Source organism: Bacillus sp. J14TS2 (genome assembly GCF_018333015.1).
Lineage (GTDB): Bacteria > Bacillota > Bacilli > Bacillales > Bacillaceae_C > Lederbergia.
In genome coordinates this window covers 75,214-92,146 of sequence record NZ_BORE01000016.1, presented here as the reverse complement: position 1 = coordinate 92,146, position 16,933 = coordinate 75,214, and the positions used below count along the sequence as shown (strand labels likewise).

The 16,933-nt window shown below is 38.4% G+C and carries 17 protein-coding genes; 6 read left to right on the top strand and 11 right to left on the bottom strand.

The genetic code is table 11. The features are described 5' to 3' along the window. Positions 1 to 23 precede the first annotated feature (23 nt). Together KI375_RS21325 and KI375_RS21320 are read right to left on the bottom strand one after the other, a co-directional pair. Entirely contained in the window at positions 24 to 950 is a 927-nt protein-coding gene (locus tag KI375_RS21325; RefSeq protein WP_212975418.1) for a dipeptidase, read from the bottom strand. Positions 951 to 1,181: 231 nt separating this feature from the next. Further along, positions 1,182 to 2,591 (bottom strand): SpoVR family protein, encoded by a 1,410-nt coding sequence (locus KI375_RS21320; RefSeq protein WP_207450777.1) that lies wholly within the window; start codon positions 2,589 to 2,591, stop codon positions 1,182 to 1,184. Positions 2,592 to 2,786: 195 nt separating this feature from the next. Between KI375_RS21320 and KI375_RS21315 the strand changes: the two genes are divergently transcribed. Then, complete coding sequence (locus KI375_RS21315) at positions 2,787 to 3,044, top strand: YhdB family protein (RefSeq protein ID WP_207450775.1); 258 nt, start codon at positions 2,787 to 2,789, stop codon at positions 3,042 to 3,044. Between the two features lie 32 nt (positions 3,045 to 3,076). Here KI375_RS21315 and KI375_RS21310 read toward each other — a convergent pair whose 3' ends face one another. From KI375_RS21310 to KI375_RS21290, 5 genes are all read right to left on the bottom strand, one after another. Next, complete coding sequence (locus KI375_RS21310) at positions 3,077 to 3,613, bottom strand: NADPH-dependent FMN reductase (protein ID WP_207450773.1); 537 nt, start codon at positions 3,611 to 3,613, stop codon at positions 3,077 to 3,079. Between the two features lie 165 nt (positions 3,614 to 3,778). After that, positions 3,779 to 4,420 carry a response regulator gene (locus KI375_RS21305; RefSeq protein ID WP_207450771.1) on the bottom strand — a complete coding sequence of 214 codons (642 nt, stop codon included), beginning with the start codon at positions 4,418 to 4,420 and terminating at the stop codon, positions 3,779 to 3,781. A 147-nt stretch (positions 4,421 to 4,567) separates the two neighbouring features. Then, on the bottom strand, positions 4,568 to 5,689 hold the full coding sequence (locus tag KI375_RS21300) for a GAF domain-containing sensor histidine kinase (RefSeq protein ID WP_212975417.1): 1,122 nt from the start codon (positions 5,687 to 5,689) through the stop codon (positions 4,568 to 4,570). 404 nt (positions 5,690 to 6,093) lie between these two features. Then, positions 6,094 to 6,654 (bottom strand): cupin domain-containing protein, encoded by a 561-nt coding sequence (locus KI375_RS21295; RefSeq protein ID WP_244852917.1) that lies wholly within the window; start codon positions 6,652 to 6,654, stop codon positions 6,094 to 6,096. A gap of 474 nt (positions 6,655 to 7,128) precedes the next feature. Then, positions 7,129 to 7,539, bottom strand: a complete 411-nt coding sequence (locus tag KI375_RS21290; protein ID WP_207450767.1) for a DUF5365 family protein — start codon at positions 7,537 to 7,539, stop codon at positions 7,129 to 7,131. Between the two features lie 302 nt (positions 7,540 to 7,841). Between KI375_RS21290 and KI375_RS21285 the strand changes: the two genes are divergently transcribed. From KI375_RS21285 to KI375_RS21265, 5 genes are all read left to right on the top strand, one after another. Continuing rightward, positions 7,842 to 8,741: an RluA family pseudouridine synthase gene (locus KI375_RS21285; RefSeq protein WP_212975416.1), complete on the top strand. Its 900-nt coding sequence runs from the start codon at positions 7,842 to 7,844 to the stop codon at positions 8,739 to 8,741. A gap of 283 nt (positions 8,742 to 9,024) precedes the next feature. Next, positions 9,025 to 9,645 carry a DUF47 domain-containing protein gene (locus KI375_RS21280; protein ID WP_212975415.1) on the top strand — a complete coding sequence of 207 codons (621 nt, stop codon included), beginning with the start codon at positions 9,025 to 9,027 and terminating at the stop codon, positions 9,643 to 9,645. Between the two features lie 14 nt (positions 9,646 to 9,659). Then, positions 9,660 to 10,661 (top strand): inorganic phosphate transporter, encoded by a 1,002-nt coding sequence (locus KI375_RS21275; RefSeq protein ID WP_212975414.1) that lies wholly within the window; start codon positions 9,660 to 9,662, stop codon positions 10,659 to 10,661. A gap of 45 nt (positions 10,662 to 10,706) precedes the next feature. Further along, positions 10,707 to 11,096: a thiol-disulfide oxidoreductase DCC family protein gene (locus tag KI375_RS21270; RefSeq protein WP_212975413.1), complete on the top strand. Its 390-nt coding sequence runs from the start codon at positions 10,707 to 10,709 to the stop codon at positions 11,094 to 11,096. A 132-nt stretch (positions 11,097 to 11,228) separates the two neighbouring features. After that, positions 11,229 to 12,530: an NCS2 family permease gene (locus tag KI375_RS21265; RefSeq protein WP_212975412.1), complete on the top strand. Its 1,302-nt coding sequence runs from the start codon at positions 11,229 to 11,231 to the stop codon at positions 12,528 to 12,530. Between the two features lie 56 nt (positions 12,531 to 12,586). Here KI375_RS21265 and KI375_RS21260 read toward each other — a convergent pair whose 3' ends face one another. The 4 genes from KI375_RS21260 to yhbH form a co-directional block, all read right to left on the bottom strand. Continuing rightward, positions 12,587 to 13,384: an ABC transporter ATP-binding protein gene (locus tag KI375_RS21260; protein ID WP_212975411.1), complete on the bottom strand. Its 798-nt coding sequence runs from the start codon at positions 13,382 to 13,384 to the stop codon at positions 12,587 to 12,589. Next, positions 13,362 to 14,411, bottom strand: a complete 1,050-nt coding sequence (locus tag KI375_RS21255) for an ABC transporter permease (RefSeq protein WP_212975410.1) — start codon at positions 14,409 to 14,411, stop codon at positions 13,362 to 13,364. Before KI375_RS21255 ends, KI375_RS21260 begins: the two co-directional genes overlap by 23 nt. Before the next feature lie 13 nt (positions 14,412 to 14,424). Continuing rightward, complete coding sequence (locus tag KI375_RS21250) at positions 14,425 to 15,447, bottom strand: ABC transporter substrate-binding protein (RefSeq protein ID WP_212975409.1); 1,023 nt, start codon at positions 15,445 to 15,447, stop codon at positions 14,425 to 14,427. 151 nt (positions 15,448 to 15,598) lie between these two features. Next, positions 15,599 to 16,762 (bottom strand): sporulation protein YhbH, encoded by a 1,164-nt coding sequence (gene yhbH, locus KI375_RS21245; RefSeq protein WP_207450748.1) that lies wholly within the window; start codon positions 16,760 to 16,762, stop codon positions 15,599 to 15,601. Between the last annotated feature and the right edge of the window lie 171 nt (positions 16,763 to 16,933).

The following is a 16,933-nucleotide window of genomic DNA, read 5'->3' as shown; positions in this document are numbered from 1 at the left end:
TTAAGGAACTTCAATCCAAATAATTATACGGGAAGATGTTCAAGTAGATTTCTTCCAGCGAATCCTTTTACATCATCTTCAGAATAATATTTCAATAATTCGTTAATAAGGTTTTGATGGGTCGAAGCATTTTCTAACCTGACGATATATTCATCGATTCCATCAAAGTCAGAACCTAAACCAATTTGCTTGATGCCGCCTAAGGAGCAAAAATGCTCGATATGCCGAAGTAAATCAGTGATCGTCGCTTGCCCAGTACTAGATGTAAAAAGTGGGTGATAAACAACATGAATCAGTCCGTTTTTTTGAAATAAAGCCAAGGCTTGTTGATCAGTTAAATTTCTAGGATGAGGGCAAATCGCCTTGGCATTCGAATGGCTCGCAATCGGATAATCTGCGAGCTCCATTAATTCCCAGAACCCTTTCTCAGCTAAATGTGACACATCCGTAAATAGTTTATAGCGATTGTTTAAAGCAATAATTTCCTTTCCAAAGGCGGTTAATCCAGCACCTCTTGCTTCTCCCACTCCATCAGCGGCTAAGTTTGCATAATTCCATGTTAGTCCTACCGATCGGACCCCTAGTTGATAGAGAATTCTGAGCTTCTGTACATCATTCCCAATGCAATCTACCCCTTCAAGTGTAAGGATCGCCCCGATTTCATTAGGTTTTAATGAGTTAATGGAGGACCAGTCTTTAATCTGCTTCATTTCCGGATTTTTTTCAAGTACCTCTGTAAAGAAATAATCGACTTGATCAAGAGCAGCTTGAAACTGATCCTCTGCCTTAATTTCGGGAGGAATAAAGATTGCAAAAAACTGAATTTTAACTTCACCTTTTTTCAGTCGTTGCAAATTTGTATCCAATTCTTCACTATCTCGAAAAGATATCGCCCCCTTTCTTTCCCAGATTTTTAATAATGCATCACAATGTAAATCAATAACATTCATCTCAGGCACCTCCGTACCATTTAAATACAGTTTTTCTTCTTCTCTTTAAATAAAACACACCTAACAAGGTGTGTTCAAATTTAAAGTACATTCAAAAAAGAGAAAATCGACGACTATGCGGGCGTCAAGCGTAAACATTGTGGTTGACTTCTACTTTGCCCACAGGGCGCGTGTGATACTAGCAGAAGATCCTCTAGCTCGTTGTGTTATTTTCACCGGACTTTTTGGATATTAAAGAAACTTTCTTTGAATATTCCTGCCGTTATAACTAAATAATACAGAACGTTCTTCGACAACGCTTTCCATATGAACGGGCCTTCCCCATAGTTGATGTATATATGGAAGGACTTTTTCTAAATAATTTAAATCGAGCTCAACCTCTTCGTACCAATGCTTTAAATACAATTCTCCGTTCTTTAAGTAATCACCGTCATTCACCGTAATATAGGGAAAACCGCCATTTACTCTCATATTGACAAGCTGATCCCGAACCTCTGTCCAGTCTTTATCTACAACTTTATAGTCGCGACCGCGCTTTTGAAATAAATACATATCTTCCCGATATACTAAATCTTTCGTTAAATAATTTCGGATAAATGAGATATCTGATTCAATCTCACGTACTTCAAAAATTTTCTCACGTCCGGACTTTTCTTTAACTCCTTGCTCTTTTAACTTTTTATCAGGATGGTCCCAACGTTCCTCAATATCTTCAAAGATCTTTAATCCTAAATAATAAGGATTGATATTTGTTTTCGAAGGTTGGATGACACTTGCGTTTAATTTGGCAAATTCAACCGCTTCATCGCTGGTTAAGTCTAATTCTCTTAAGATCCGTTGATGCCAATAAGAAGCCCATCCTTCATTCATAATTTTCGTTTCTAATTGGGGCCAGAAATAAAGCATTTCTTCCCTCACCATCGTCATGATGTCGCGTTGCCAATCTTCTAGCTCCCGACTATATTGTTCGATAAAGAGCATAATGTCTTTCTCAGGCTGTGGAGGAAAGGACTTTTTTACTTTTTTTCTTCTTTCCTGTTTCTGATCCCCTTCATCTAATGACCAAAGATCATCATATTCTGTTGTTTGTCTAGCATTTTCTTCCCTCTCTGTATCCTCAGCTTGCCAATCTAATTTTGGGCGAAGCAGCGAAGGATCAATATGCTCTTCAATCGAGAGAACAGCATCTAGAAAATCCTCTACCTCCCTTTTACCGTGTTCAATTTCATACTGCCGCACACGCTCAGCGGTTGCAGCCATACTTTCAACCATATCACGCTTAGTATTTTGAAAGCGAGCATTGTTTTTAAAAAAATCACAATGTGCCAATACATGTGCAACAATTAATTTATTCTGAATCAGCGAATTTGTATCAAGTAAAAAGGCATAACATGGATTGGAATTAATTACAAGCTCATAAATTTTACTTAACCCCAGATCATACTGAAGCTTCATCTTAAAAAATTGCTTCCCAAAGCTCCAATGAGAAAACCTTGTAGGCATTCCGTATGCACCAAATGTATAAATAATTTCTGCTGGACAAATTTCATAGCGCATCGGATAAAAATCAAGGCCAAATCCTTCGGCAATTTCCGTAATTTCACTTATGGCATATTCCAATGCCTTTGATTCTGATTTCATTGCGGTCCCTCCCTTACACAATTGTATGAAAAAAAAGGGGATTTCATGAAAGGGAACCAGCATAATTCCTCTTTTTCAAATGAATATATAAGCAAAATAAAAATAGTGGAAATGCACTGCAATTGACAACATTTACAATGGAAGGCTCAAGACTTGATGGCTAATAATATAAATACTCCAAAAGGAGGGTTTTTAATGGACATAGTGGATTACGATCGAGCTTTGTATTACACCCATCGTTCCGAATGGGACAATTTATTGGTGCTGATGGTTCGAACGAAAGATCAAATTTTGTCCAAAAAAATAGAGTATTTTTTGCATGCGTATCAATTTTCAAAAGATTATTCAGTCATTGAACGTAAATTATACGCATTGCTTCGCTATATTGATCATGCAAACGAAGTTGCTAGCTCTGTACCACAGCAAGAAAATGAACATGTGATTCAGGTTTAAAAAGAATAGCTGTTCGGCAAAAATCCGAACAGCTATTCTTTAGATGTAATAAGAAATTGACTCATGCTCACGTACATTTTTAGCTCATCTACCATTTTAGCCAATACTTGCCGGGAACTCTCCAATACACTTCCATCCTTGTAATCAAAGCAATCAGGATCAAGAATGATTTGTCTAGGAATAACATTCGCATAAAATCCACGCATAACCGTCCTCATGTTATTCAAACAATTCATCCCACCTTTTCCACCACCAGCTGTTGCTAAAAGGGCAGTAGGTTTATGAATTAATTCTTCCCTTGTAAGATAATCAAGCGTATTTTTCAATGCACCACTCATTCCACCATGATATTCTGGGGATATTAAAATAATACCCTCCGCCTCTTTCACTTTCTTCTTGAAAGAGACAACGTTAGGTAATTCCCATTGTTCTTGTTCACCTGTTAATAAAGGTAATTGAATTTCACTAATATCAATATAGGGAATTTGGAATTCTTTCGCAATAAAACGAGTAAGCCATTCGGTTCTTCCACCTTTTGGCATCCCTCCGTTAATTGTTAATACATTCATTTCTATTCTCTCCTTCATCAACAAAAGCGCAAGCGCTCGTTTAGCGACGTACAAACTTTCTTAATAACGATAAACAGCTTAATTCGCGCAGTAGCCATAGTCACAGAACTGTTTAAGTGATCAACGGTTAAGTTCATATCTTCACGTTTTCACGCTTCCTGGTTCTCAAGGCTTTACGAAACCATTTTTAACTGCGTAGAGTGCCGCCTGAGTTCGATCGGCGACATCCAGCTTTATAAAAATATTAGATACATGTGTTTTTACTGTTTTTTCCGTAATATTTAAATAAGCACCAATTTCTTTATTACTTTTTCCCTTTGATATTTCTGTTAATACTTGTTTTTCTCGAATTGTTAAACCAGAGATTGGATGATCGATTCGGCTACTTTGATTCATACGATTCATCAACAAATTTGTTGCTTTTGGATGAAGTGTATTTTCTCCATCTATTAGCTTGCGGATTGAATGAACCAATTCATCAGGCTCAATATCCTTTAATTGATAACCAGATGCACCTGCTTCAATCGCAGGGATCACATGGTCTTGGTCCGAGAAGCTTGTGAGGATTAAAATTTCTGTCTCGGGCTGCATTTCCTTTATTTTAGCCGTTGCATCAATTCCATCCATCACCGGCATAACAAGATCCATTAAGACGACATCTGGCTTCAACTCCATTGTAAGCTTAACCGCCTCTTTTCCATTCTTTGCTTCTCCGACGATCTGGATATCTTTTTGAGTCTGTAGAAAGAAGACTAAGCCCCTTCTGACAACATGATGATCATCTGCAATTAAAACCTGAATCGTCATGATTCTCCCTCCCTAATAATTACGTGTTCAAAAAGGAGGATAAAAGGACCAAGTCTTCTAAAAGTGCTGACATCAATCGCAAACGTCCGACACAGGACAGGTCGGAATTTAGTCGAAGATCCTCTTTATCGGACTTTTGAACATCCTTTAATATGGCAATTCTACGATAATTGCTGTCCCTTTACTTGGTGCCGTCTCTAGCTTGAAAGAGCCTCCAAGTGACTCAACACGATCTTGCATGCCTTCAATTCCTAATGATGGAAGGGTTTGCTCTCCTTCAAAGATAAAACCGCATCCTTGATCCTGAATCTTTAAGCGCACGCGACCATATGTAACGGTGATTGATATCGAAACCTCATCCTGACCCGAGTGACGTTTACAATTATTAAGGGCCTCTTGACATACTCTCCATAATGTCTCTTCTACACGAGTAGGAAGGGAAATAACACCTGACAACTTTGTATCAATTTTTAGTCCTAAGATCTCTCCATATCCTTTCATTGCCTGCACAAGCCCCTTCTCTAATCCACTTGGCCTTAGTTGCCAGATTAGAGCACGCATTTCTGTTTGCGCTTCTTGTGAGAGATTTTGAATATGACGAAAAGTCTCTTTCGTGGCATGATCCCCTGTCATTTCTATTCCACCGCGCGCTGTTAGTGAGAGGGAAAATAATAATTGATTAACGGAATCATGCAAATCGCGAGCAAGTCGATTCCGTTCTTCGATAAGAGCCATTTCCTGCTCCTTCTTCGTCAATCTAATACGTTTAATCGCAGAGCCAATTTGTAGGGCGACGGATTCTAACAAAGCTAATTCATCTCGACTAAACTCCTTTTTGCCCGGTGCTGCCACATTTAATAACCCGAACATTTCATCTCCCAGTTGCAGTGGAATAGTTGCATGGTAAGCAATATCATTCGTTTCACCTTGTTGATTCTTTACTGCTGTTTCGATTCTGCGGCATTCGATAATATTAGAGGCTTTAGTCAAAGTCCCTTTTTTAAAACCATTCATGCACCAGCAGCTTCCTTTTTTTAAAGGTTCGCAATTATTTTTTGAAAGAGCCGGCGGCAAATGCTCTGCAGCTTCCACAGTATGTCTGCCATCCTTATCTATTAAAAAAATCCACCCTGTGGTTACACCTGTCACTATTAACAGTTTTTGTAATACTCCTGACAAAAGCGGTGAAATTTCAGTTCCTTCGTTTAACAGTTCAGCAATTTCTTTTAGCGTACGTAAATTAGAGTGATGGTTGAGTTGTTTTGACAAAAAATCCCCCCTTTTATCCTGAATCAACTTGCAGTGAGCCTACTCTATCCCACAAGTTCGAAGAGGAACACGGTCAGTAGTCCTCAGGCCTGCAGACTCAACTCACAAAGACGTGCAACACAGAGAAAGGATATCGTGCTTTGGGCTCGCCAACAGGATGTTGCGATTTTAGTTTAATCCACTGATAGCAGCAGGGATAGAAGAAACCTACTGTTTGAAGTTTCACTTATTTTCACTCTATTATATTATATAAGTTCGGCTTGTGAACAATCATTCACTATTCGTATGAGGGAAACCTACAACTTTAGACTGAGCCTGATGAGGATGAATTTGCTTGTCTTCCAACTTCGAGTTTAGGAATTGCATTTTGAACTTCACGTGCGATCCAAAATGGATAAAGACATTCATACTCGATACCCAAATACTTTGGCGAGCTTCGCCAATCCTCCAAGAAATACTTTCTGAAAGGACTTCGGAGGACCATCAAGATAGCCATCAATGCATTCCCATGCCACTCCTAGCCACAGTGGATGACGTGGTATTCCCTTTCTAGTCATTTTCCCTTCACATTCTAATTTATGAACTAAGACAAACATCTTCCAATGAAGACCTGGGGGACGAATCTCATGGGTCACTACTAGTTGCTGCTCACCTATATTCCAAAATTGATGTACTTGGTTTGGGTAAACCGTTATCTGGCTCCCAGACTCGACAATTTGTTCCTGACCGTCGACAAGGAAACGCATCCTCCCTTCTCTTACTTTGAAGGATTCTGTAAGCTTTGGATGCCAGTGAGGACCATTCATTATTCCTTGCCTCGTTATTTGATGCTCTATAATCAAGAAATCTCCATGCTCGTCTATTCCTTGTTCCAAGAAAGTGACCCTTCTCCCATCAGGATGAACCAATGTTTCTCCTATCCTGTTTTTCCATTCCGATCGTTCCTGCTCCTTGTTCCCACTCAAAGAATCCACCTCACTTGATTTTATGTTTCCTTTCTTTATATATAAGTTAATTACCGTTAATCGATCAAATTACTAATGAAGTGTAATTTATTTCCATGCTGTATCTAATAAGTGTAAAGACATACAGTATTCGTTATTATTTTCCAAGTATATCTTACATTCTTTAAAATCAATTGTGAATGCCCTTTCATGATTTTTCACAAATTTGAAAAACTTTCGAGGATGTTGAAGGAAAGTGAAATGGATATAATCCCTCCTTTTTCAACAAAAACGGCGCCACGCCTGCGGGAATAGTATCAGCGGGAGTCCCCAGTGCGAAAACGAAAAGACTGAAGCCATGCCTGCGCAATGAAGTCTTTTGAGCTAATAATATTAGCTTATATGTAGTAGTGAAATTTGAAAATGATTAAGCAATAAAAAAAAGGGACCTTAAAGACCCCTAATAATACGGAAAACAGCAATTTTCGCCATTATTTATATTAAAAATTGATTGGCTGGCTTGGCATACATACTGCATGTATCCTTAAAGCTAGTTTCCTTTGGTTGTAAAAAATTTTGATAAGTAAAAGGGAAAAACAATCCAGATTGAGAAAGGTTGTCTACATTTTTTTTAAATAATTCTTGATGCTCGGATGATTTTTTTTGCTCGGGCAATACGTCTAATATCGAGATAATCACCTCTAAACTAGCAATCGCTCGAAAGGCAACATCCAACGTGTAAAGAGGGTGTTCTTTCTCCTCAGGAAAATGGAGTACTTTCCAATCTATGTACCCAGCAATTTGTTGATCAGTAAAATAACGTGGAAATGCAGAATGATAAATATAATGAATTAACTCATTCAGTTTATTCACTTGTTCTTCTGTGGACGCTACTACTACTTTCATTATTTTTAAAACCCACCTTTTAAATGATGTTCAAAAAGTCCGGTAAGAATGACACAGCGAATTTTCGACGTACAGGATGTACTAGTGTCGGCGTTGCTGACAGGACGTCAGCGCCTTTAGCCGACTTGGTCCTTTTTATCCTCCTTTTGAACAAGCTCTTTTAGTAACTATTTCTTGAAATGATCATGTAAAATGAAAAGAATAATGTCCATTGATCGTTCTCTTATACCTTTTATATAGAATAACATATAAAGAGCACTCGATAGCTTGGAAAAATCAAGTAACTTGAAAGGAGAAACAATATGTTGGATCAGCCCATTCGTATTTCCGTCCATGAAAAATGGGATGGGATTACGCCACAAACACTTTTTAAAGACATTTGGCAAACATCTAAAAAACAACTTCATCAATGGAGAATGGAAAAAATTGTTTTCAAAAATGATGAGCTAGTAAATTGGGTAGAGCCTTTGCAAAGCGAGGATATACTTAAAATCAAAGTGAATCATGAGAAAGAAACCAGTCTACAACCGCATTCAATTCCTTGTGAGATTCTTTATGAGGATAACCATTTATTCATTGTGAATAAACCAGCCGGTCTAGCTGTACATCCCAACCATAACGAAGGAAATACACTAGCTAACAGAGTTGCAGCTTATTTACAAAGTAAGAATGACCACCGAAAAGTACGACATATTCATCGGCTTGATCAAGATACAAGCGGGGCTATCCTTTATGCAAAGCATGCGTTAAGTCATACAATCCTTGATAAGATGTTAGAAAATCGAACGATTCAACGGACCTATTGGGCTCTTACAGATGGCATTTTCACTGGGAAAGGACATGTTGATAAGCCAATTGGCAGAGATCGGCACCATCCCACAAGAAGAAGAGTTTCAAAAACTGGGAAAGCCGCAACTACCAATTACGAAGTTTTAGATTGCTTTCCCCAAGAGCAATTAACACTTGTGCAATGCTCATTAGCTACAGGACGAACTCATCAAATCCGTGTACATATGCAATCATTAGGATATCCCTTAGCCGGGGATCTCCTATACGGTGGAAGTCCACGTTTTTCGCGGCAAGCTTTACATGCGCGTTATCTTGAATTTACGCATCCATTTACATTAGAAAAGATCAAGGTAACCGCCCCATTTCTTGACGTTCCACCTATATTTGATTTCACCCACTATGGAGACATCTAACAATCACGCGATGAAGTTAGTAACGAAAGGAGCCATGAATAAGGATGGCTCCTTTTATTCGTATTAAGCAGTGTCACTATAGTCCATAGCTCCCTAGTCTAATTAAACTTAATCATGTTGGTTACAATAGACCCAAATCCCTTTATTATTTTTTTATTTCCTAGATAAATGTAAGCATTTTCAGAAAAATCTGCAACAAATTATGACAAAACCTTTTATCTTTTTCTCTTTTTGCGATAAAATAAGATAGTTTGATCATTATCAAAATATGGAGGATGCGCATATGGTATTTAAAAATAAAAAGGACAAGTTTGCAACATTGCTTGAAAAAATTGCCATGAATTTGCAAGAAAGCGCAGATTATTTTGCGGAATTTAAATTAGACACCATCGAAGATACCGAAATATTTGCTGAAAAAATGAAGGAATACGAATCAATTGGAGACAACTATGTTCATGAGATCATTACAGAGTTAAATAATTCTTTTATCACGCCAATCGAAAGAGAAGATATTCTTGCTCTATCAATGATTATGGATGATGTCCTTGACGGGATGGAAGATACTGCGGCTTTATTTCATATGTACAATATTATCCATGCCGATGACTACATGTATAAATTTGTAGAAGCTATTGTGAAATGCGTCAATGAAATTGAATTATGCATCGGTCTAATATTTAGCAAAAGATTACCTGATGTGCGCCCACATGCCATCAAAATTAAAGATTATGAATCAAAATGTGATGATGTATTGCGTGAAAGTATCAAACATTTATTTACCGTGGAATCAGACCCAATTCGTTTAATCAAATTAAAGGAAATTTATGAAAATCTAGAGCTAATTACAGATAGCTGTCAAGGTGTTGCCAACACACTTGAAAGTATTGTGATGAAAAATGCTTAAGGGAGTCTTTATTCATGGTTGATTCAATTTTTCTAGTTACAGTCATTATCGTGATATTAGCGCTAGTGTTTGACTTTATAAATGGGTTTCATGATACAGCAAATGCGATCGCCACTTCTGTATCAACAAAAGCCCTCCCACCGCGAATTGCGATTGGCATGGCTGCCATCATGAACTTTCTTGGTGCACTAGCGTTTACAGGAGTTGCCCAAACCATCACAAAGGATATTGTTGATCCCTTTACATTAGATAATGGCTCCTTGGTCTTAATGGCTGCTTTGCTTTCTTCTATTATTTGGAATCTAATTACCTGGTATTTTGGGATTCCCAGTAGTTCATCACATGCATTGATTGGATCGATTGCAGGAGCAACGATTATTTCTGCAGGTTTCCATGCGATTAAATATGGTGGATTTCTTAAAATTATAGAAGCACTCATTTTCTCGCCTATTATGGCTTTTGTCATCGGTTATATCATTTATTCGATTTTTAAAATTGTCTTTAAAAATCTAAATTTACCTAAAACAAATAAACGTTTCCGTTATTTTCAAATTTTCACCGCGGCATTACAGTCTTTTACGCACGGTACAAATGATGCACAGAAATCAATGGGAATTATTACGATGGCTTTAATCGCTAATAATTTCCATACAACTGATGATATTCCCTTTTGGGTGCAATTATCTTGCGCAACGGCAATGGCCTTAGGTACCTCGATCGGTGGTTGGAAGATTATTAAAACTGTTGGCGGAAAAATTATGAAAATTCGTCCAGTTAATGGCGTTGCTGCTGATTTGAGTTCAGCGCTTATTATTTTTGGCGCCACTTATATTCATTTACCAGTTAGTACAACACATGTGATTTCCTCATCAATTTTAGGTGTGGGAGCGTCTCACAGAGTAAGAGGCGTAAAATGGGATACAGCAAAACGCATGCTTGTTACTTGGGTGATTACTTTGCCAATCAGTGCCCTTCTCGCTGCACTTATTTATTTGATATTAGATTTATTTGCTTAGTTTCTTTTATAATGGAAGAAACGCTAAGATGAAGGAGGATCTCTGATGGACGCGATTATTTTATTTGATGGCGAATGCAATCTATGTAATAGCAGTGTCCAATTCATCATAAAGCATGATTCTACCGCTTACTTTCACTTTGCATCCTTACAAGGGGTGGAAGGAAAAAAATTATTAAATCAATATAATGTACAAAATGATGGAAGCAGCATGATTTTAATAGAAAAAGGCAAAATATATCGTAAGAGTACAGCCGTTTTACGGATCTGTAGACACTTAAATGGAGTTTGGAAGCTCGCCCATTTTCTACTTGTGGTTCCTGTACCAATTCGAAATTTTTTTTACAATTTTATCGCAAATCATCGCTATAAATGGTTTGGAAAGAAGCAATCCTGTATGCTTCCCTCTCCAGAAACTCAAAAACGGTTTTTATGATTAGGATATGAAGAAGCTATTTAGAAAGCTTCTTTATTTTTTGAGAAAAAGTAGCAATCATTTGTTTTTCTATGCAAAAACGAATATTATAATCAATGTAATATTTATTGTTCGCTTTTCTGGAGGGATTTCATGTTTAAACTAAAAGAGAATCAAACAAATGTAAAAACAGAATTAATTGCCGGGCTCACGACCTTTATGACGATGGTCTATATTGTCGTTGTGAATCCAATTATTTTAAAAGATGCTGGTGTTCCGTTTGATCAGGTATTTACTGCAACGATTGTCGCGACGGTCATTGGCACCTTATGGATGGCTCTAGCTGCTAATTATCCAATTGCGATTGCTCCCGGTATGGGCATGAATGCTTATTTTGCCTATTCTGTCGTAGGTTCCCATGGGGGGATTACATATCAAACTGCCTTTTCTGCTGTGTTTGTCGCAGGAATTATCTTTTTGATTCTGTCATTAACATCCTTTCGTAAGATTCTGATCGAGGCTATACCTGATAACCTGAAACATGGAATTACTGCGGGCATTGGTTTGTTTATTGCCTTTATTGGGTTACGACAATCAAATATTATCGTAGCACATCCCGATAACCTCGTTCAGCTCGGTGACCTGCATTCTCCCGAAACCTTACTCGCTCTCTTAGGATTAGCGATTACATTAATATTAATGGCTATGCGAGTACATGGCGCCTTTTTTATTGGCATGATTATGACAGGAATCATCGCTTTTTTCACTGGGCATTTATCCTTTGACCAAGGGTTTGTGCAATTACCACATCTACCCGAAGGTCTGATCATTTCGAACCCGATTACTGCTTTTTCCGATGTGATTCAGCACAGTTTGTATGCTGTCATTTTCTCATTCCTGCTTGTAACCATCTTTGATACAACCGGAACAATGATTGGAGTGGCAGAACAAGCTGGCTTAATGAAAGGCAAAACAATGCCCCGTGCGCGTCAAGCTTTGTTGGCCGACTCTGTTGCAGCATCTGCAGGTGCGATGTTAGGAACAACGCCGACAAGTGCATATATTGAGTCCACCTCGGGCGTTGCTGCTGGGGGTAGAACTGGACTCACCACGCTAACGGTAGCTGTGTTATTTATCATTGCTGCATTTTTTGGGCCGCTCGTAAGCGCCGTATCAGGTCTCTCTGCCATTACAGCCCCTGCGCTTATAATTGTAGGTAGCTTAATGATTGGTGCTGTTGCCAATATTGAATGGAAAAAGATGGAAGAAGCTTTCCCAGCCTTTTTGATCATTCTCAGCATGCCATTAACATCTAGTATTGCGACAGGGATTGCCTTAGGATTTGTATCCTATCCCCTTCTAAAAATTGCAACAGGGAAATGGCGGGAAGTCCATCCCATCGTGTACGTCTTCGGAGTCATGTTCTTTTTCCAACTTGCCTTCTTGCCTCACTAAAAAAACAGCTAGAGAAAAATATATTATTTTTCTCTAGCTGTTTTTTATTTGCTGTTTTAAACACTTAAGAGTGTTTTATCATCCACAAGCTTTTCTCCACGAATTCGTTGGAATTCGGCCATTAATTTATCAATAGTTAGGCTTGGTTTCGTTTCTTCATCCACTTCTAGAATAATTTGCCCTTTATCCATCATGATCAAACGGTTTCCGAGGTCTAAGGCTTGCTGCATATTATGCGTGACCATAAGTGTTGTTAAGCGATGCTTTTCCACTAATTGTTTAGTTAAGTTCGTAATTAATTCTGCCCTTGAGGGATCCAACGCTGCAGTATGTTCATCTAGTAATAACATCGCTGGTTGGGTGAAGGTAGCCATCAACAAAGATAATGCCTGCCTTTCTCCCCCAGATAATAATCCAACCTTCGCGTTTAACCGATTCTCTAAATTTAAATGGAGTGAAGCCAGGGATTCTCGGAAGAATTCCTTTCTTTGCTTATCTACACCTCTGCGCAACCCTCTTTTTTTATTACGGGAATAAGCCATCGCTAAATTCTCTTCAATCGTCATCGACGGAGCTGTACCAGCCATCGGGTCCTGAAACACCCTGCCAATCAATCGCGAACGTCTAAATTCAGCTAGCTTTGTTACATTTTTTTTATCGATCCAAACATCACCAATATCTGGAGACAATGCGCCAGATATCATATTCATTAAAGTCGATTTTCCAGCCCCATTACTGCCAATAATCGTGACAAAATCGCCTGCTTTTAACTCTAAATTAATTTGGTCAAGGGCGATCTTCTCGTCTGGTGTACCTTCATTAAAAACCTTATTAATCTGTTCCAGTTTGAGCAATGGAATCCTCCCCCTTTCCAAGGGATTTATTCATCGCTGCCATTCTATCCGCATACCGCTTTGCTTTTCGTTTCTTTTCTCTTCTTTTTTCAAAAAATTGTGGAATGATTAGTGCAAGAATAACAATGACAGCAGTAATCAGCTTCATATCCCCAGTATCTAAAATATCAACACGAAGGGCTAGACCAAGAATAAGACGATAAATAATTGCCCCTGCCACAACGGCCATCGTCGTCCTCATTAACGTTTTTGTGCCAAAAATAGCTTCTCCAATAATCACAGAGGCAAGTCCGATGATTATCATCCCGATTCCCATACCAACATCTGAGCTTTTGGAATACTGGGCAAATAGGGCACCAGAAAAAGCAACGAGGGCATTGGATAGCCCTAGACCAAAGATAATCAAATAATCCGTATTTGCAGAGAAACTCTTAATCATTCGTTTGTTATCACCTGTCGCTCGAATCGCAAGCCCAATTTCTGTCTGCAATAACCAATCAGTCAGAAATTTAAATACGAAAGTGATCACAATCATTAAGAAAAGAATCCCCCATGTTGAAGGAAGAAATTTGATACCCATGCTAGACAGCAGTCCATTTAACGCATTATCAATTCCTAGTGTACTCCAAAAATTCGTAAATTTAGTAAAGATAGTTTCATCATTCATAAGCGGGATATTTGGTAGACTGATCGTATTTTCTCTTGAAAAGCCCATAATTCGGAGATTAATAGAGTAAAGGGCAATCATCATTAATATTCCTGAAAGCAAGGCATTTATCTTTCCCTTTGTATGCAAAAGCCCTGTTAAACATCCAGCTAAAAAGCCAATAATTAAGGCCATTACCGTCGCAATAATCGGATTATATCCTAATACGACCATGGTAGCGGCAACAGCCGCCCCTGTCACAAAGCTTCCGTCAACGGTTAAATCAGGAAAATCAAGCACTCGGAATGATAAATACACTCCAAGTGCCATAATTCCATAGATGATTCCTTGTTCAACGGAGCCAAACATCGCTGCAAACATTTAGAATCATCTCCTATTCAAGTTCGGCATCCCATTCATCCTTTATTTCCAAGCCAATTGTTTCAGCCGTTTCCTGATTGATAACAAATTTCAAATTCTGCGGGTATTGCACAGATAATTCCTCTGGATCAGCTGCCCCTTTGAGAATTTTAATCGCCATTTCTCCCGCTTCATAACCAATATCAGTATATTCGAACCCATAAGCGGCTAACCCACCTCTTCGAACCGAATCAAGCTCTCCAACCATTAAAGGCAATTTATTCTCATTCGCCACAGTGATGACCGACTCAAGTGCCGATACAACCGTATTATCGGTAATAATATAAAGTGAATCAACTTTTCCAATTAATGATTCTGTTGCCTGTTTCACATCAGCAGAAGTAGCGGCAGTTGCCTCTACAATCGTTATATCAGAGCCTAGATCTTCCGCTGCCTTTTTCGCAATATCCACTTGTGCACGTGAATTTTGTTCTCCCGCATTATAAACCATGCCTACTTTCTTCATTTCCAGCTCTTCAGCCAAAAATTGGATGGTATTAGGAATCGCGTCTGGGTGCGTGTCAACGGTTCCTGTGACATTTCCACCCGGATTCTCATTTGATTCAACTAATTCTGCCCCAACAGCATCTGTTACTGAAGTAAATATGACAGGAATATCTTTTGTTGCACTTGCTACCGCTTGTGCACTAGGAGTAGAGTTTGCAAATATTAAATCTACATCTGAGTTCACCAAGTCAGATGCAATGGTTGTATTCGCGCTTTTATCATCATTTGCATTGTTCTCATTGTATTCCACTGTAAGTCCAGCATCCTCCATCGCCTTCTGAAAGCCGTCATACGCAGCATTTAATGACGGATGCGCTACAATTTGAGTTACACCAATGTTATATGTCTCCCCCGCATCCTCGCTCTGTTCTTCTTCTTGATCAGACTGGTCGCCGCTTGATTCTGGCGCTGAGGACGACTGCCCACATCCTGCTAAGATAAGTAATAATAATAAGGCCGATACACTTAATTTTTTCCAACTTTCCTTCATACGATTTCCCCCTGTATTCTTTATTAGAGCAAATTTTTAAAATTCATCTACAATATCTATGTAATCGTACACTGATCACCCAATTTAGTCAATAGATCGACGCGTTAAAGCAAAGGAAATCCCGAAGAATCAGGATTTCCTTTGCTTGAACTTATACGGGTTGTTTTTGTTCTTTTTTGAAGAAACTTTTCATCGCATGAAATACATCCGCTTTTTCTTTTAAAACATAATAATAGAATTTTTCGTTTTTTATATGTTTGTAAACAGACATTAGCGTTGAGTTTCGCTGATATTGATTGACTTCCCCATAGCCAAACATATTTGCTTTTTCCATAATTTCATTTACCAGACGAATACATCTAGCATTATCAGAGGTTAAGTTATCACCATCTGAAAAGTGAAAAGGATAGATATTATAACGTTCTGGATTATACTTTTCATTGATCAATTCTAATGCTTTTTTGTAAACAGATGAGCAGATCGTCCCTCCACTTTCCCCCTTTGAAAAGAATTCCTCTTCTGTGACAACCTTTGCCTCTGTATGGTGAGCAATAAATTCAATTTGAACAGATTCATATTTGGTTCGTAGAAAACGACTCATCCAAAAGAAGAAACTTCGCGCCATATATTTTTCCCAGATTCCCATTGAGCCACTTGTATCCATCATCGCAAGAATAACGGCATTGGACTCTGGCTTTTGAATGTCATTCCATGTTTTAAATTTCAAATCTTCTGGATAGATTGGATGAAAGCTTGGGCTTCCTTTTATTGCATTGCGTTTAAAGGCAGATAGCATCGTTCTTTTTTTGTCAATATTCCCCATTAACCCAGTCTTACGGATGTCATTATATTCAATATCAGTAATTTGATTTTGATCTTGTTCTTTTCTCTGTAAATTAGGTAATTCTAATTCCTTGAACAAGGCCTCTTCTAATTCCATCATGGAGACTTCCGCTTCATAATAGTCCTCACCGGCAGCATCACCAGCCCCTTGGCCTTTCCCTGGTCCTTTCTGCGGATTTTGTCCCCTTGCAACGACATCCCCTACCTGACTATCTCCATCACCCTGACCTACATGTTTATTTTTATCATAATTATAGCGAATTTTATATTCATCTAATGATCGAATCGGTATTTTTACAACATCCCGTCCGTCAGACATGATAATACTTTCTTCTGTGATTAAATCTGGCAAATTTTTACGTATCGCATCTTGGACTTTTTCTTGATGACGAGTCTGATCATCATGTCCTTTTCTGTGGAGGGACCAATCTTCCTGTGAGACGACAAACTGGCCGTGTTCTGATTCAGCCATCTTTTTACCCTCCTTATTCACCATTTGCCCCTATCGGCATAAGATATTGGTAGCGTAAATTGACTTTGTATGATTGTTAATTACTCTATCCTATGCAGCAGGCGATAGATATTTACAAACTTTTTTAAGAATAGGACAAATTTTGGAGTTCACACTAAACGATTTTTTTAG

Excerpts from the sequence above, each read along its gene's own strand:
- KI375_RS21325 (WP_212975418.1), bottom strand. The coding sequence starts at position 950 with ATGAATGTTATTGATTTACATTGTGATGCATTATTAAAAATCTGGGAA.
- KI375_RS21320 (WP_207450777.1), bottom strand. The coding sequence starts at position 2,591 with ATGAAATCAGAATCAAAGGCATTGGAATATGCCATAAGTGAAATTACG.
- KI375_RS21315 (WP_207450775.1), top strand. The coding sequence starts at position 2,787 with ATGGACATAGTGGATTACGATCGAGCTTTGTATTACACCCATCGTTCC.
- KI375_RS21310 (WP_207450773.1), bottom strand. The coding sequence starts at position 3,613 with ATGAATGTATTAACAATTAACGGAGGGATGCCAAAAGGTGGAAGAACC.
- KI375_RS21305 (WP_207450771.1), bottom strand. The coding sequence starts at position 4,420 with ATGACGATTCAGGTTTTAATTGCAGATGATCATCATGTTGTCAGAAGG.
- KI375_RS21290 (WP_207450767.1), bottom strand. The coding sequence starts at position 7,539 with ATGAAAGTAGTAGTAGCGTCCACAGAAGAACAAGTGAATAAACTGAAT.
- KI375_RS21285 (WP_212975416.1), top strand. The coding sequence starts at position 7,842 with ATGTTGGATCAGCCCATTCGTATTTCCGTCCATGAAAAATGGGATGGG.
- KI375_RS21280 (WP_212975415.1), top strand. The coding sequence starts at position 9,025 with ATGGTATTTAAAAATAAAAAGGACAAGTTTGCAACATTGCTTGAAAAA.
- KI375_RS21275 (WP_212975414.1), top strand. The coding sequence starts at position 9,660 with ATGGTTGATTCAATTTTTCTAGTTACAGTCATTATCGTGATATTAGCG.
- KI375_RS21270 (WP_212975413.1), top strand. The coding sequence starts at position 10,707 with ATGGACGCGATTATTTTATTTGATGGCGAATGCAATCTATGTAATAGC.
- KI375_RS21265 (WP_212975412.1), top strand. The coding sequence starts at position 11,229 with ATGTTTAAACTAAAAGAGAATCAAACAAATGTAAAAACAGAATTAATT.
- KI375_RS21255 (WP_212975410.1), bottom strand. The coding sequence starts at position 14,411 with ATGTTTGCAGCGATGTTTGGCTCCGTTGAACAAGGAATCATCTATGGA.
- KI375_RS21250 (WP_212975409.1), bottom strand. The coding sequence starts at position 15,447 with ATGAAGGAAAGTTGGAAAAAATTAAGTGTATCGGCCTTATTATTATTA.
- yhbH (WP_207450748.1), bottom strand. The coding sequence starts at position 16,762 with ATGGCTGAATCAGAACACGGCCAGTTTGTCGTCTCACAGGAAGATTGG.